Annotated in this window: 17 protein-coding genes; 10 read left to right on the plus strand and 7 right to left on the minus strand. The window is 40.5% G+C overall.

The window, feature by feature from the left end; genetic code table 11:
* Positions 1 to 210 precede the first annotated feature (210 nt).
* From rluC to folP, 4 genes are read left to right on the plus strand one after another with little or no spacing between them, the layout of a single operon-like run.
* The gene (gene rluC, locus F8M47_RS10865; RefSeq protein WP_150540095.1) at positions 211 to 1,173 is read left to right on the plus strand and encodes a 23S rRNA pseudouridine(955/2504/2580) synthase RluC; all 963 of its coding nucleotides are present in this window, start codon (positions 211 to 213) and stop codon (positions 1,171 to 1,173) included.
* 27 nt (positions 1,174 to 1,200) lie between these two features.
* Positions 1,201 to 1,635: a nucleotidyltransferase substrate binding protein gene (locus F8M47_RS10870; RefSeq protein ID WP_150540096.1), complete on the plus strand. Its 435-nt coding sequence runs from the start codon at positions 1,201 to 1,203 to the stop codon at positions 1,633 to 1,635.
* Between the two features lie 7 nt (positions 1,636 to 1,642).
* Entirely contained in the window at positions 1,643 to 1,924 is a 282-nt protein-coding gene (locus tag F8M47_RS10875) for a nucleotidyltransferase family protein (protein ID WP_244298128.1), read from the plus strand.
* A complete protein-coding gene (folP, locus tag F8M47_RS10880) occupies positions 1,924 to 2,769 on the plus strand; it encodes a dihydropteroate synthase (RefSeq protein WP_150540098.1) in 846 nt (281 codons plus the stop codon). Before F8M47_RS10875 ends, folP begins: the two co-directional genes overlap by 1 nt.
* Positions 2,770 to 2,811: 42 nt before the next feature.
* Here the strand turns inward: folP and F8M47_RS10885 are convergent, their stop codons facing one another.
* On the minus strand, positions 2,812 to 3,510 hold the full coding sequence (locus tag F8M47_RS10885) for a DUF5358 family protein (protein ID WP_150540099.1): 699 nt from the start codon (positions 3,508 to 3,510) through the stop codon (positions 2,812 to 2,814).
* Positions 3,511 to 3,664: 154 nt separating this feature from the next.
* On the opposite strand from F8M47_RS10885, the gene F8M47_RS10890 reads away from it, so the two are divergent.
* The 5 genes from F8M47_RS10890 to ftsN all read left to right on the plus strand — a co-directional run bounded on the left by F8M47_RS10890 (position 3,665) and on the right by ftsN (position 7,710).
* Complete coding sequence (locus F8M47_RS10890) at positions 3,665 to 4,015, plus strand: ArsC family reductase (protein ID WP_150540100.1); 351 nt, start codon at positions 3,665 to 3,667, stop codon at positions 4,013 to 4,015.
* A 21-nt stretch (positions 4,016 to 4,036) separates the two neighbouring features.
* Complete coding sequence (dapE, locus tag F8M47_RS10895) at positions 4,037 to 5,167, plus strand: succinyl-diaminopimelate desuccinylase (RefSeq protein WP_150540101.1); 1,131 nt, start codon at positions 4,037 to 4,039, stop codon at positions 5,165 to 5,167.
* A 74-nt stretch (positions 5,168 to 5,241) separates the two neighbouring features.
* The gene (locus F8M47_RS10900; protein ID WP_150540102.1) at positions 5,242 to 5,904 is read left to right on the plus strand and encodes a M15 family metallopeptidase; all 663 of its coding nucleotides are present in this window, start codon (positions 5,242 to 5,244) and stop codon (positions 5,902 to 5,904) included.
* A gap of 38 nt (positions 5,905 to 5,942) precedes the next feature.
* Positions 5,943 to 6,698, plus strand: a complete 756-nt coding sequence (locus tag F8M47_RS10905) for a class I SAM-dependent methyltransferase (RefSeq protein ID WP_150540103.1) — start codon at positions 5,943 to 5,945, stop codon at positions 6,696 to 6,698.
* Between the two features lie 112 nt (positions 6,699 to 6,810).
* Complete coding sequence (ftsN, locus tag F8M47_RS10910) at positions 6,811 to 7,710, plus strand: cell division protein FtsN (RefSeq protein WP_150540104.1); 900 nt, start codon at positions 6,811 to 6,813, stop codon at positions 7,708 to 7,710.
* Positions 7,711 to 7,771: 61 nt separating this feature from the next.
* Here the strand turns inward: ftsN and dsbA are convergent, their stop codons facing one another.
* Positions 7,772 to 8,410 (minus strand): thiol:disulfide interchange protein DsbA, encoded by a 639-nt coding sequence (dsbA, locus tag F8M47_RS10915; protein WP_150540105.1) that lies wholly within the window; start codon positions 8,408 to 8,410, stop codon positions 7,772 to 7,774.
* A 40-nt stretch (positions 8,411 to 8,450) separates the two neighbouring features.
* Entirely contained in the window at positions 8,451 to 8,720 is a 270-nt protein-coding gene (locus F8M47_RS10920; protein WP_150540106.1) for a YihD family protein, read from the minus strand.
* A gap of 84 nt (positions 8,721 to 8,804) precedes the next feature.
* Between F8M47_RS10920 and mobA the strand changes: the two genes are divergently transcribed.
* A complete protein-coding gene (gene mobA / locus F8M47_RS10925) occupies positions 8,805 to 9,899 on the plus strand; it encodes a molybdenum cofactor guanylyltransferase MobA (protein WP_150540107.1) in 1,095 nt (364 codons plus the stop codon).
* A gap of 42 nt (positions 9,900 to 9,941) precedes the next feature.
* Here the strand turns inward: mobA and accC are convergent, their stop codons facing one another.
* The 4 genes from accC to aroQ form a co-directional block, all read right to left on the minus strand.
* The gene (gene accC / locus F8M47_RS10930; RefSeq protein ID WP_150540108.1) at positions 9,942 to 11,285 is read right to left on the minus strand and encodes an acetyl-CoA carboxylase biotin carboxylase subunit; all 1,344 of its coding nucleotides are present in this window, start codon (positions 11,283 to 11,285) and stop codon (positions 9,942 to 9,944) included.
* A 155-nt stretch (positions 11,286 to 11,440) separates the two neighbouring features.
* Complete coding sequence (accB, locus tag F8M47_RS10935) at positions 11,441 to 11,905, minus strand: acetyl-CoA carboxylase biotin carboxyl carrier protein (RefSeq protein ID WP_150540109.1); 465 nt, start codon at positions 11,903 to 11,905, stop codon at positions 11,441 to 11,443.
* A 171-nt stretch (positions 11,906 to 12,076) separates the two neighbouring features.
* Entirely contained in the window at positions 12,077 to 12,865 is a 789-nt protein-coding gene (locus F8M47_RS10940; protein ID WP_150540110.1) for a glycosyltransferase family 32 protein, read from the minus strand.
* A gap of 3 nt (positions 12,866 to 12,868) precedes the next feature.
* Positions 12,869 to 13,321 (minus strand): type II 3-dehydroquinate dehydratase, encoded by a 453-nt coding sequence (aroQ, locus tag F8M47_RS10945; protein WP_150540111.1) that lies wholly within the window; start codon positions 13,319 to 13,321, stop codon positions 12,869 to 12,871.
* Positions 13,322 to 13,361 lie beyond the last annotated feature (40 nt).

The following is a 13,361-nucleotide window of genomic DNA, read 5'->3' on the forward strand; positions in this document are numbered from 1 at the left end:
AAGTGATCCTTCGCCCAATGCGAGAGTAAGAATTTGGAGCGCGCATTTTGCATAAAATGCGTACTAATGACAAGCGATATCGTAATTAGTGCCATCTATTTGTAAAATTTTTGCTAAATCTGACCGCTTGCCTGCCGAGCCAATGTCTCTTGTGCTAAAATTAAGCCCAAACTTTTTATCATAAACAAAGAATCATAGACCTTAAAACCCATGACTACAGAAAAAGTAATTAGCGCCAGTGTACAATTTTTTACCATTAGCGATGATGAGGCTGGACAACGTTTAGATAACTTTCTACTTGCTAAATTGAAAGGTGTGCCAAAGAGTTTGATTTATCGTATTGTTCGTAAAGGCGAAGTACGAGTAAATAAAGGGAGAATCAAGCCTGAATATAAATTACAAGAAAATGATGTGGTGCGAGTACCGCCTGTGCGTGTCGCCGAAAAAAATGAAGCGCCAATTTCAACGAAACTGAATAAAGTTGCAGAATTAGAACAGCAGATTCTCTACGAAGATGATGTGATGTTAGTTATTAACAAACCATCTGGGATTGCGGTTCATGGCGGTAGTGGCTTAAGTTTTGGTGTGATTGAAGCATTACGTGCTTTACGCCCGCAAGCAAGATTTTTAGAGCTTGTTCACCGTATTGACCGTGATACCTCGGGCATTTTATTGGTAGCCAAAAAACGTTCAGCACTTCGTAATTTACATGAGCAATTGCGTGAAAAAGTGGTGCAAAAAGATTATCTCGCATTAGTGCGTGGTCAGTGGCAATCGCACGTGAAAGTGATTAAAGCGCCCTTACTCAAAAATGAATTGGCAAGCGGTGAGCGTATCGTAAAAGTGAGCGAAGTAGGCAAACCTTCCGAAACGCGTTTTGCGATTGAGGAACGTTATGCAGCTGCAACTTTGGTTAAAGCTTCCCCTGTAACAGGACGTACACACCAAATTCGTGTCCACACGCAATACGCAGGTCACCCAATTGCGCTAGATGATAAATACGGCGAAGCAGAATTTGATAGCAAAATGAAAGCAGTTGGTTTACACCGCCTCTTTTTACACGCCTATGCGATTCGTTTTGAACATCCCAAAACAGGCGAAGAAATGCTAATTACCGCGCCTTTAGATAAAGCTCTAAAAGGCGTACTGGCGAAGTTGAGAGCGGAAAAATAATTCAAATTAAAATAGGAGCTAGCGACGATGAGCTTAAGTATAGAACATTTACAGCACACTGCAGATACATTAGAGCAAGCCATTCTGCGTTTAACCGAAACAGATCCTCAAGATACTGTGCTATATGACCTCTTTCGTAATGCAGCAATTAAAAGTTTTGAATTTTCGCTTGAAATCACAGGAAAATTGTTACGAAAGGTGCTAAAGCTTTATAGTGGGAGCTCACGAGAAATAGATCGCTTAGTATTTAATGAGCTATTTCGTTACGCCAATAAACATGGGCTACTCGATGAAGAGGCAACGGAGCGTTGGTTAAATTATCAAGCAAATCGTAATGTTACGGCACATGATTATGGTGTTGCTTTTGCTGAAGAAACGCTAGCGATGCTACTACATTATTTAGTTGATTTACGTGCATTAGCACATTCGATGAAAGAGGTATTTGATGCGCCAGCCAATTGAAAAACTAATGCTTAAGCCAAGACATCTTACTCAAATTTTGCAAATTTTAGCTGAAAATGCACCGCTTGCAGAGGTTTGGGCTTATGGTAGTAGAGTGAATGGCGATGGGCATGAAGGAAGTGATCTTGATTTAGTCGTAAAAGGGGAAGTGAACCTTCGCTCATTAAGAGAGGCGTTCCAAAATAGCTTATTGCCAATGCTGATTGATGTGCATTTGTGGGAACAAATTCCACCGAGCTTTCATACCAACATACAAGCAAATTACGTCGTGCTACAAGAGAAACAATAATGCAAATTCATTTTAAAAATTATCAACAAAAAGACCGCTTGTTAGATTTAACTCGACCTCAAATTATGGGGATTTTAAATTTTACCCCAGATTCTTTTTCAGATTCGGGCAAATTTTTTAGCTTAGATAAAGCGCTTTTTCAGGTAGAGCGAATGCTAAATGAAGGGGCGGATATTATTGATATTGGTGGTGAATCGACTCGTCCGAATGCAGCAACTGTAACCCTTGAGCAAGAGTTAGAACGCGTGGTGCCTCTGGTGGAAGCGGTACGTGCACGTTTTGATTGTTTGATTTCAGTGGATAGCTCTAAAGCTGAGGTATTTAAGCAATCGGCTATGGCTGGGGCAGATATTCTGAATGATATTCGAGCTTTAACCGAACCCCATGCGCTAGATGTAGCAGCCGAATTGGCTTTACCCGTTTGCTTAATGCATATGCAAGGTAATCCACAAAATATGCAACAAAATCCCGTGTATGACGATGTGTTAGAGGATGTTGCTGATTTTCTTAATCAACGTATTTTTGAATGTATGCGCGCAGGCATCCCCAAAGAACATATTATCCTTGATCCTGGCTTTGGGTTTGGGAAAAGTGTTCAGCATAATTTTATACTACTCAAACATTTAAAGGCTTTTGTTGATTCAGGATTTCCTGTTTTGGCGGGGTTATCGCGTAAATCAATGCTTGGTGCAGTAACAGGTAAACCAGTAGAACAACGAGTAGCGGCCTCAGTGGCAGGTGCATTAATTGCAGTGCAACATGGTGCTAAAATTATTCGTGTGCATGATGTGGCTGAAACAGCGGATATGTTGAAGGTGTGGCTTGCGGTGCAAGAGTGTGAATAAATAAAAAAAGAGATGTGAGTTATAATTCACATCTCTTTTTGTTTAGTAAGAATAGATTTCGTTTTTTACAGGCTCCCAATTGACTTTAATGCGGTCACTTGGCGCTTGTGGTTTTTGGAAGGTTGATTCTTTTTCTTCCTGCTCAATTGCCTCTGAATCAAGCATATCTTCCTGAGCAATATCTAGTTGATCTTGGTTTTCGCTATTATCAACTTCTGGCTTCGTGACTCGAGTAGCTTTTTTCGTCGTTTTGGTTTTTTTGCTATTTTTAGCCGTGGTTGCTTTTGGTGCACTTGTCTGTTTTGCCGTTGCTTTAGTTGGTTTGGTTGGCTGCAGATAAGTGGCTTTTAATGTATTACACCATGCTTGGCTAAATTGTGCCTTTTGTGAATGTTCATACTGTTGTAATTTCTTTGCCAAATAACGTTGTGAGGCAGGATCTTGTGAGATAGTAAGATAGTTATCTTTCCCTATTACTTGACCTAACGTCGTTTGATAAACCGCCATTTGATATAGCATTCGGTTACCTTCAGACAATTTTGCGCCTTTTGCTTTTCGCTCTTTCGGATAGAGGCACTGTTCAGCTTTATTTTTTTCAAGCACCCATTTTTTTACATCTTCATTCGAAATCTGATATTTCGCTTTTTTGGGGTTGTGAGTATTTGATCCCGTAAAACTTCCGCAAGCCGTCAGCAACAACACAGCAAATAATGTGAGCGTTCTGAATGTTAATTTTTTCATTAGTGGTAATACCTTTGTAAAAGAGTGCGCAAATTATACCGACTATTTTTAATTTTTCATTACAAATTTTCGGAAGTTGCGAGTGTTATGCTTGTATCCTGCGGTAAAAAACACTAGAGTATTTAGTTTTTCTGAGCAATCTAAGGGACTCATTATGGTAGTACGTGTTTATGGTATTAAAAATTGCGATACGGTAAAAAAATCACTCAAATGGTTGGAACAACAAGGTTTACAAACTTGTTTGCATGATTATCGTGTCGAAGGATTAAGCGCTGAATGGCTGCAGCAAATTGAGCAGCAATTTGGTTGGGAAGCATTAGTAAATAAGCGCTCAACCACTTGGCGTAATTTAGATCAAGCGGTTAAAAATAATCTTGATCGTACAACGGCATTAAAGGTGTTATTTGAGCAACCAACACTGATTAAACGCCCGATTATTTTACAAGATGGGATTGCATTAATTGGATTTAATGAAAAGCAATACCAACAGGCATTCGGTAAATAAGATTATCTTGGAACTTAATATATGAAGCAACACATCATCGAACTCGCACAAAATTTAATTCGTCGTCCGTCTATCAGTCCTGATGATCAAGGCTGTCAGAAAGTAATTGCAGCGCGATTGGAAAAATTAGGATTCTCTCTGGAATGGTTGCCTTTTGGCGATACGCTAAACCTATGGGCAAAACATGGTAGCGGAGAACCCGTAGTTGCCTTTGCAGGACATACTGACGTAGTGCCAGTAGGTGATGAAGCGCAATGGACTTATCCTCCGTTTGAAGCACGTATTGTCGATAATATGCTTTATGGGCGCGGTGCGGCAGATATGAAAGGTTCGCTATCTGCATTAGTGGTTGCAGCAGAAGAGTTTGTTAAAGCAAACCCTAATCACATTGGTACTATCGCTTTATTAATTACCTCTGATGAAGAAGCGGCGGCAAAAGATGGAACAGTGAAAGTGGTAGAGACACTGATGCAAAGAGGTGAGCCAATCCATTATTGTGTAGTGGGTGAGCCTTCAAGCGGTAAAATATTAGGTGATGTGATTAAAAACGGCAGACGAGGTTCTATCACGGGTGATCTCTATATTGAAGGTGTGCAAGGACACGTAGCTTATCCTCATTTAGCTGAGAACCCTGTACATACTTCATTAGACTTTTTAGCTGAATTAACTCGCTATCAATGGGATAACGGTAATGAATTTTTCCCGCCTACTAGTCTTCAAATCGCCAATATTAAAGCGGGAACAGGGAGCAATAATGTGATTCCTGGTGAGCTATATGTACAATTTAACTTACGCTATTGCACCGAAGTTTCAGATGAAATTATCAAAAATAAAGTGGCGGAAATGTTGGCTAAACATCAGCTAAAACATCGCATCAGCTGGAATTTATCGGGCAAGCCATTTTGGGCAGGCAATGGTGCTTTGGTAAAAGCCACAGTACAAGCGGTCGAAAATGTAACAAAAATTACACCTCGCTTAGATACCAGTGGTGGCACTTCAGATGGGCGCTTTATCGCTTTAATGGGGGCAGAAGTTATTGAATTTGGGCCACTTAATGCCACTATTCATAAAGTGAATGAATGTGTCAGCGTAGAAGACCTTGGCAAATGTGGCGAAGTTTATTATCAAATCTTAGCTAATTTATTGAAATAACCAATTAGCACGGGCAACAAACCCCGTGCTAAATGTTTGTAGTAGTACAAATAGAAGAACAAGCAGGAGAACCTATGAACTTAAGCGCTATGCTGACAGGGAAAACGCGTGAACATCTTGTTGCTTTACCAAATCCGTTATCCGATAAACATTTTTTGCAGGCCCCTGTCGTTGAGGCTTTTCTTGCGTTGCAACAAGCAGCAAAACAAGCGGGTTTTAATTTACAACCAGCCAGCACTTATCGGGATTTTGAACGCCAAATGCTGATTTGGAATGCTAAATTTAATGGCGAGCGCAAAGTACATGATGATCAAGGCAATCAGATTGAAATGAATGAACTAGATGAGCAACAAAAAATTCAGGCCATTATGCGTTGGTCTGCTGTACCTGGCTCGAGCCGCCATCATTGGGGAACTGAAATTGATATTTTCGATCCTGATTTAGTGCCTGAAGGACAACAGCTACAGCTAGAGCCTTGGGAATATCAGGAAGGTGGCTATTTTGCGCCATTGGCAAAATGGCTAGCAGAACACGCCGCAGCTTTCGGATTCTATTTTCCGTTTGACGGCGTACAAAATTTAACAGTGGGCTACGAGCCTTGGCATATTAGCTATCGTCCACTTTCAGCAGAATATGAAAAACACTTTACTAATGAAATGTTGCAAAAAGCTTGGAAAAACGAACCGCTTGCGGGTAAAGCTTATTTACTTGCGCACTTTAACGAACTTTTTAGCTAATACTCCACTGTGGTTATACGATACTTACGATAAATATCATGACAATTCAACTGATTAACGAATCTTCACATGCTGAGAAATTTCAGCAGATTTGCCAAAAATGGCAGTTAAAGCATGATTCCTCCGCTATTTTGGCTTTAGTGCTAACGGATGAACGTTTAGAGTTACGAAAACTCGATGAACCAAAACTCGGCGCAATTGCAGTCAATTTTGTGGATGGCACAATGGCGCATCGCCGTAAATTTGGCGGCGGTCGAGGTGAAGCTGTCGCTAAAGCAGTTGGTATTAAAGGCGATTATCTCCCAACCGTCATTGATGCTACGGCAGGACTTGGGCGAGATGCTTTTGTCTTGGCTGCCGTTGGATGTAAGGTGTTATTAGTGGAGCGCAACCCGATTGTTGCTGCATTATTAGAAGATGGTTTAGCACGCGCTTATGCAGATCCTGAAATCGGAGCATTTATGCAACAGCGTATGATCTTGGCGGATGAGCGTAACATCAGTTTGCTTGATCCAGTACAACAGGTGGCGGATGTGGTTTATCTTGATCCAATGTATCCACATAAACAAAAAAGCGCTTTAGTGAAAAAAGAAATGCGAGTATTCCAACATTTGGTTGGCGCAGATCTGGATTCAGATGATTTCTTTTTACCAGCAAAAGCGTTGGCGGGTAAAAGAGTGGTGGTGAAGCGCCCTGATTACGCTCCTTTTTTAGCAGATCAGAAACCTGATTTTTCTCAAACCACCAAAAATCATCGATTTGATGTTTATTTATCGCATTTAAAATCTGCGTAAATTTTTGTGAAAATCAGACCGCTTGTCTTAGGATCTTCTAGGCAAGGCATGGTTTTTTTAGTAGGATTATAATCTTTGTAGTTTTTAGGTTTAAACAAGATAAGGTGTTATTGTGCCACAACGTGATTATGCTGCTCGCTCTAACAAAAAAAAGGGCTCCAATAAATCTCTCATTTTAGGGATTATCATTTTCTTGCTATTAGCAGCAGGAATTGGCTTATGGGTATTAAAAGAAAACGCACCAACGCAAACAATGCCTGTGCTACAACACACTCAGCCTGTTCAACAGCCACAAGGCCCAGCCTTACCAAGCCGACCAGAAGAGGTTTATAGTTATATTCGTGATTTAGAAACACGCGAAGTCTTAACCGACAATAGCCAAAAATCACAAGAGAAATTAGCGCAACTTTCAGCAGAACAAAAACAGCAACTGGAAGCAAAATTAAAGCAAGAAGAAGCAGCTCGTTTAGCAGTAGAAAAAGTAGCGCAATCTCAACCTGAAGTAGCAAATACTGCAAACTCAAGCGAAACCGCTACCAGCGAGGTACAACCTGCTGTGGTGGCATTAACGCCTGAAGAATTGGCAGCGAAAAAAGCAGCGGAACAGCAAAAGGCTGCAAAATTAGCTGAAGAAAAACGTAAGCAAACTGAATTGAAGAAACAGCAAGAGCTTGCGAAGCAAAATCAAGCACCTGTTGAAACGGCAAAACCTACAGAAGTAGCCAAACCGAAAAAAGCAGAGCAGACAAAAGTGGTAGCAACTGCAGCAAAACCAGCGGAAAAAGCGACAACACAAGCGGGTAAATTCGGGTTGCAATGCGGTGCATTTAAAAATAAAGCTCAAGCTGAAAATATGCAAGCCCGTTTAGCGATGGCAGGCTTCCACGCAAGAATTAGCTCAAGCGCAGATTGGAACCGTGTATTTGTTGGGCCTGTTGGTGATAGAGCAGCCGCTTCAACCGCACAGTCAAATGCGCGTAGTGTGGCAGAATGTGTAATTGTTTCAATGTAATGGGTATATGAAAAAAGGCTCAATTCTTAGGGGATTGAGCCTTTTGTTTATTTGCTTGCGATTATTTTTTCAGTAAGAAAGTGACTGCATCAACATAACGTTTGATAAATTCGTTGGTTGATTGCGAATCTGCAAAACCTTCCATATTTAATTGGTATTGACCGTTTACAAAGAACACGGGTACACCACGAATTTTGAAATCATCAGCTAATTGTACTTGCTTGTTCACTAAACCATTTACTGCAAAGCTGTTAATACCGTTATCGAAATCGGCTTCACTTACACCGTTTGCGGTGAACACTGCTTTGATGTCATCCATTGATTTGAACGCATCTTTTTGTGCCGCTTCAAATAGGGCTGTTTTTACTTTATCTTCCACGCCAAGAGCCATCGCTAATGCCCAAGCACGAGTAAGGTTCTCTGATTGGCGACCTAAAAAATTCACATGGTATTGCACTAATTTAGTGTCTTGTGGCAATGCTTGTTTAATTTGGCTTGGAATTTTATAAGTTAATTCAAAATCGTAGCAGTGAGGGCAGTAAAATGAGAAAAACTCAACCACTTCTTTCTGTGCTGAAGGAGCTTGGCGAATTTGAGTATATTCTTTACCCGCAACAGGATCAGCCGCTAAAGCGGTCGAATTTAATGTGAAAAGTGCAGAAAGTGCGATTAACGTTGATTTTAATGCAAATTTTTTCATTGGTTCATTCCTTAATAGATAATGCGTCTGTTTGACTATATTAGTCGTTTAAAATTCCACGTGCGCGTAATAATGCAGTTTTGAAATCTTCTTCGTAATCTTTTTTGATCCCTGGGATTGGTTCGTGTTTATCAGCGTTACGCATTTTCAGTTGATAAATTAACACTTCATCACTCAATGCGCTGTAATTATCAGGTTCACCTACTTCGACAGAAAGTTGTTGCAGAATATCAATCAGATGTAAATCTGGTTGTTTGCGCCAGTGTTCGCCTAATAGCTCAAGTAATTCTTCTAAGCGTTTGCATTTCATACTTTGCTTCCTTAAAAATTCTTGTTGAAAAGTGCTCGGAATCATATACTTTTAGCCACACTTTTGCAAAAACTTGGGCATAAAATGGAACAAATAAATCAAATTTCTGCGGTAATTTTAGCAGGTGGGCTAGCTCGTCGTATGAGCGGTGCGGAAAAAGGCTTACAAATGCTAAATGGCAAACCTTTAATCGCACATATCATTGAGCGCTTAGCTCCACAAACAGCGCAAATTTATTTAAATATCAATCGCTCACAAGCTGAATACCAAGCACATTTCCCTGCATTGCCGTTTTATTGTGATCGGCTTACCGATTTCCAAGGACCGCTTAGCGGTATGCTTTCAGGCTTTGAACATATCGCTAGCGAATATCTGTTATTTGTCCCTTGTGATACGCCATTCTTACCTGCTAATTTAGAGAGTAAATTATCGGTAGCATTAATGATCAACCAAGCACAAATTGCCTATGCGCATGACGGAGAACGAGCACACCCAACAATTGCGCTTATTCACCGTTCGGTAGTAGCACCATTACAAGCGTATTTAACCAAAGGTGAACGCCGTTTATTCCATTTTTTCCAAACACAAAAAAGTATAGCGGTCGATTTTTCAGAACAAAAAGCCGCTTTTCAAAATATGAATACCTTTGAAGATTTGGAAAATTTCCACTTTATTCAACAGCAAAGCACGCCGAAATTACTGGGTATTACAGGTTATAGTGGCACAGGCAAAACCACGCTATTGGAAAAATTAATTCCAAAATTGACCGCTTGTCAGCTGAAAGTTGGCTTGATTAAACATTCTCATCACAATGTAGAAGTGGATAAGGTCGGTAAAGATAGCTATCGCTTGCGGATGGCAGGAGCAAATCCAACCATGATCGTGTGTGAAGAGCGCTGGGCGCTAATGATGGAAACCCCAAAACAAGCGGTCGATTTTCAGCAATTAATTGCAAATTTTGCGAAAACAGAGGTTGATTTAGTTTTGGTGGAAGGCTTTAAACACGAGTCAATCGCCAAAATTCAACTACATCGCCAAGCGATTGAAAGACCATTGCCAGAGCAAGATCAATGGACGATTGCAACAGCAACGGATTACCCATTAGAGAGAGAAAATTGGTTAGATATTAATGATGTTGGGCAGATTGCAGACTTTATTCTACAATGGGTGAGAGGTTAAAAGAAAGCGGTAAGATTTTCAGGAAATCTTACCGCTTATTACTTATTTAAGACCTAATTTTTTCTCTAGGTAGTGAATATTGGTTCCACCTTCACGGAAGTGTTCGTCTTCCATAATAAGATTGTGTAATGGAATATTGGTTTTAATACCTTCCACAATCGTTTCAGATAACGCATTTTGCATACGGCGGATCGCAATATCACGATTTTCTGCAAAGGTGATTAATTTACCGATCATTGAATCGTAATGTGGCGGTACAGTGTAGCCTGTATAAATGTGAGAATCCCAACGCACGCCTAAGCCACCTGGCACGTGTAAACGTGTAATTTTACCTGGTGAAGGCAAGAATGTATTTGGATCTTCGGCATTAATACGGCACTCCATCGCATGGCCTTTAATCTTAATGTCTTCTTGCTTGATTGAGATTGGAAGCCCTGCAGCTACACGTAATTGCTCTTTTACTAAGTCCACGCCTGTAATCATTTCTGTTACTGGGTGTTCTACTTGTAAACGGGTATTCATTTCGATGAAATAGAACTCGCCGTTTTCAAATAAGAATTCAAATGTACCTGCACCACGATAGCCGATTTCACGACACGCATTTGCACAACGTTCACCGATAAATTTACGCAATTCAGAGGTAATACCTGGTGCAGGGGCTTCTTCTACCACTTTTTGATGACGACGTTGCATTGAGCAGTCACGCTCTGCTAAATACACGGCATTGCCGTGTGTATCTGCTAAGACTTGGATTTCAATATGGCGTGGATTTTCTAAATATTTTTCCATATACACCATATCGTTATTAAATGCTGCTTTCGCTTCTGCTTTGGTCATTGCGATAGATTCTTCGAGATCTTTCTCGTTGTAAACTACGCGCATACCACGACCACCACCGCCACCTGATGCTTTAATAATAACAGGGTAACCGATACGTTTTGCAATTTCTTTGTTTTTAACAGGATCATTACCCACAGGGCCATCTGAACCTGGTACACAAGGCACACCTGCTTTTTTCATCGCATTGATTGCTGAAACTTTATCACCCATTAAGCGAATGACATCAGCTGTTGGGCCGATAAAAGTAAAGCCTGAGTTTTCTACTTGTTCCGCAAAATCTGCGTTTTCTGATAAGAAGCCGTAACCTGGGTGGATTGCATCTGCGTTTGTTACTTCTGCCGCGGCAATGATCATTGGAATGTTTAAGTAACTTTTTACTGAAGGCGCAGGACCGATACAAATCGTTTCATCTGCTAAAAGCACGTGTTTTAATTCACGGTCTGCAGTTGAGTGAACTGCAACCGTTTTGATACCGAGTTCTTTACAAGCACGTAAAATACGTAATGCAATTTCACCACGGTTTGCAATGACAACTTTTTCTAACATTGGCGTTTCCCCTTTTGCCAAGGAAGAGAACGGAACACGCGGAACTGGTTAGAAGCGGTCGAATTGGCTGATTTTTTCGCAAAATTTGCGAGAAAACAGACCGCTTGATTGGCAGATAAAATTCCGTGTATTCCGTTATTTCCGAGATGAATAAATTATTCGATGATGATAAGTTTTTGGTCGAATTCAACCGCTTCGCCGTCGTTTACTAAAATTGCTCTTACTACGCCAGCTTTATCTGATTCGATACGATTCATCATTTTCATTGCTTCAACGATACATAATGCATCACCAATATTAACTGTTTGACCTACTTCAACGAATGGTTTTGCATCAGGGCTTGGGCTACGGTAGAAAGTACCTACCATTGGTGAAAGTACTGCATGACCGCTTACTTCTGCTGAAGCAGCTGGTGCAGCTACTGCTGGCGCCGCTTGTGCAACAGGTGCTGCTACTGATGCCGCTGCTGCTTGAGGTGCTGCAACATATTGTACTGCTGCTGAGGCTGCAGGTTGTGCACGGCTGATACGTACTGTACCTTCTTCTTCTGACACCTCTAACTCAGTGATGCCTGATTCTTCAACTAATTCGATAAGTTTTTTGATTTTGCGAATATCCATAGTGAGATTCCGTTTTATAGTCAATTAAAAAGAGAAACTCTGCACATCGTTGTGCAGAGTGAAAAACTTGCGTAGGTTACCTGAATTTCGCCTATTTTGCGAATGAAATCTTGCAATTTTGGCGAAATTCACGCAATTTTATAACTGATCGTAGCAGTGGCTTGAATGAAGTTATTTTAATAAATCTTCATTCTTTTTATAGTTCCATTTGCTGCGAGGTTTATCAATATATTGGAAATACTCGTTAGTGAAAGTACCTTGTGCACAAGTGACTTTATCACGGCGAGTATTTACCCGTTTATCGCCAATTGCCGTATTAAGTGTATCAGGACCTGTCATCACAAATACACCACCTTCAATACGACGATTTTCAATGTTACTTACAATAATCTCAAGAGTTTCTTTTAAGATCGGGTGTCCTTTCTCGCAAGCAAGGAAGAAATTGGTATATTTGTCACGCCGTTTAATCATCACTTCTTGATCGTTTTCATTGATGATTTGCGAGATTGGAAACACCAAATGCCCGTCGATATCAATGTAAATTCCGCCTTCTTGAAGCAAAGTAAATACACGCCAAAAGTCTGCCTGTGCTGCGCCGTCGGTGAGTTTGCTATAGGCATTAAAGATTCGCTCGTCCGCATTGGCTTTAATGTAAATTTCACGCTCTTCAGTGCTCACATAACGATAGTCGTAACTAAGCGACATCAAGCGGTTAAACAGATAATTGGCATACACAGGTAATGTGACTTTATTTGAATAATTCGTTTGCCAGATAGTTTTGGTAATTTTGGTTTTTTGGTTCGATTTAATTTTTGCAGGGCTATATTCTGGAATCGTAAAACGAAGCTTTGGGAACAGAGCATGAAACGGATAACTTAATACCTTTACCACATTTCCAAACAAACGCTCTAAACCGTTACAAACGACAATCAGCGATTCATATTTCACTGGATTCGCCATTAGTTAATCTCCTTGATTTAATTTTTTTAATTGCGAAATTGCAAAATCGAGAGCGTAATCATAACCTTTTGCACCTAAACCACAGATTACGCCTTTTGCTACATCGCTTAGATAAGAGTGATGGCGGAAAGGTTCACGTGCGTGTACGTTAGACAGATGCACTTCCACAAATGGAATGGCGATGGCCAATAACGCATCTCGAATAGCTACGCTAGTATGGGTAAATGCGCCTGGGTTAATAATAATAAAGTCAGTATTTTTAAATGCCTGATGAATGCGATTGATCAAAGGTTCTTCGCCATTCGCTTGGAAATAGTCTAATTGGTAGCCCTGTTTTTGTGCTTCGTTTTGAAGGTGCGTTTCAATATCTGCAAGGGTTTGTGAGCCGTAAATATGCGGTTCACGCTTGCCTAACATATTGAGATTTGGGCCATTAAGGAGCAGGATTTTGTTCATATTTAACTCTACAAGCGGTCAAATTTTGCGAATTTTTTGC

The sequence above is a fragment of the Actinobacillus vicugnae genome (genome assembly GCF_901687125.1).
GTDB classification, from domain to species: domain Bacteria; phylum Pseudomonadota; class Gammaproteobacteria; order Enterobacterales; family Pasteurellaceae; genus Actinobacillus; species Actinobacillus vicugnae.

What these genes read in the sequence shown, in the direction of transcription:
- rluC (WP_150540095.1), top strand. Translation starts at nt 211, where the DNA reads ATGACTACAGAAAAAGTAATTAGCGCCAGTGTACAATTTTTTACCATT.
- F8M47_RS10870 (WP_150540096.1), top strand. Translation starts at nt 1,201, where the DNA reads ATGAGCTTAAGTATAGAACATTTACAGCACACTGCAGATACATTAGAG.
- F8M47_RS10875 (WP_244298128.1), top strand. Translation starts at nt 1,643, where the DNA reads ATGCTTAAGCCAAGACATCTTACTCAAATTTTGCAAATTTTAGCTGAA.
- folP (WP_150540098.1), top strand. Translation starts at nt 1,924, where the DNA reads ATGCAAATTCATTTTAAAAATTATCAACAAAAAGACCGCTTGTTAGAT.
- F8M47_RS10885 (WP_150540099.1), bottom strand. Translation starts at nt 3,510, where the DNA reads ATGAAAAAATTAACATTCAGAACGCTCACATTATTTGCTGTGTTGTTG.
- F8M47_RS10890 (WP_150540100.1), top strand. Translation starts at nt 3,665, where the DNA reads ATGGTAGTACGTGTTTATGGTATTAAAAATTGCGATACGGTAAAAAAA.
- dapE (WP_150540101.1), top strand. Translation starts at nt 4,037, where the DNA reads ATGAAGCAACACATCATCGAACTCGCACAAAATTTAATTCGTCGTCCG.
- F8M47_RS10900 (WP_150540102.1), top strand. Translation starts at nt 5,242, where the DNA reads ATGAACTTAAGCGCTATGCTGACAGGGAAAACGCGTGAACATCTTGTT.
- F8M47_RS10905 (WP_150540103.1), top strand. Translation starts at nt 5,943, where the DNA reads ATGACAATTCAACTGATTAACGAATCTTCACATGCTGAGAAATTTCAG.
- dsbA (WP_150540105.1), bottom strand. Translation starts at nt 8,410, where the DNA reads ATGAAAAAATTTGCATTAAAATCAACGTTAATCGCACTTTCTGCACTT.
- F8M47_RS10920 (WP_150540106.1), bottom strand. Translation starts at nt 8,720, where the DNA reads ATGAAATGCAAACGCTTAGAAGAATTACTTGAGCTATTAGGCGAACAC.
- mobA (WP_150540107.1), top strand. Translation starts at nt 8,805, where the DNA reads ATGGAACAAATAAATCAAATTTCTGCGGTAATTTTAGCAGGTGGGCTA.
- accC (WP_150540108.1), bottom strand. Translation starts at nt 11,285, where the DNA reads ATGTTAGAAAAAGTTGTCATTGCAAACCGTGGTGAAATTGCATTACGT.
- accB (WP_150540109.1), bottom strand. Translation starts at nt 11,905, where the DNA reads ATGGATATTCGCAAAATCAAAAAACTTATCGAATTAGTTGAAGAATCA.
- F8M47_RS10940 (WP_150540110.1), bottom strand. Translation starts at nt 12,865, where the DNA reads ATGGCGAATCCAGTGAAATATGAATCGCTGATTGTCGTTTGTAACGGT.
- aroQ (WP_150540111.1), bottom strand. Translation starts at nt 13,321, where the DNA reads ATGAACAAAATCCTGCTCCTTAATGGCCCAAATCTCAATATGTTAGGC.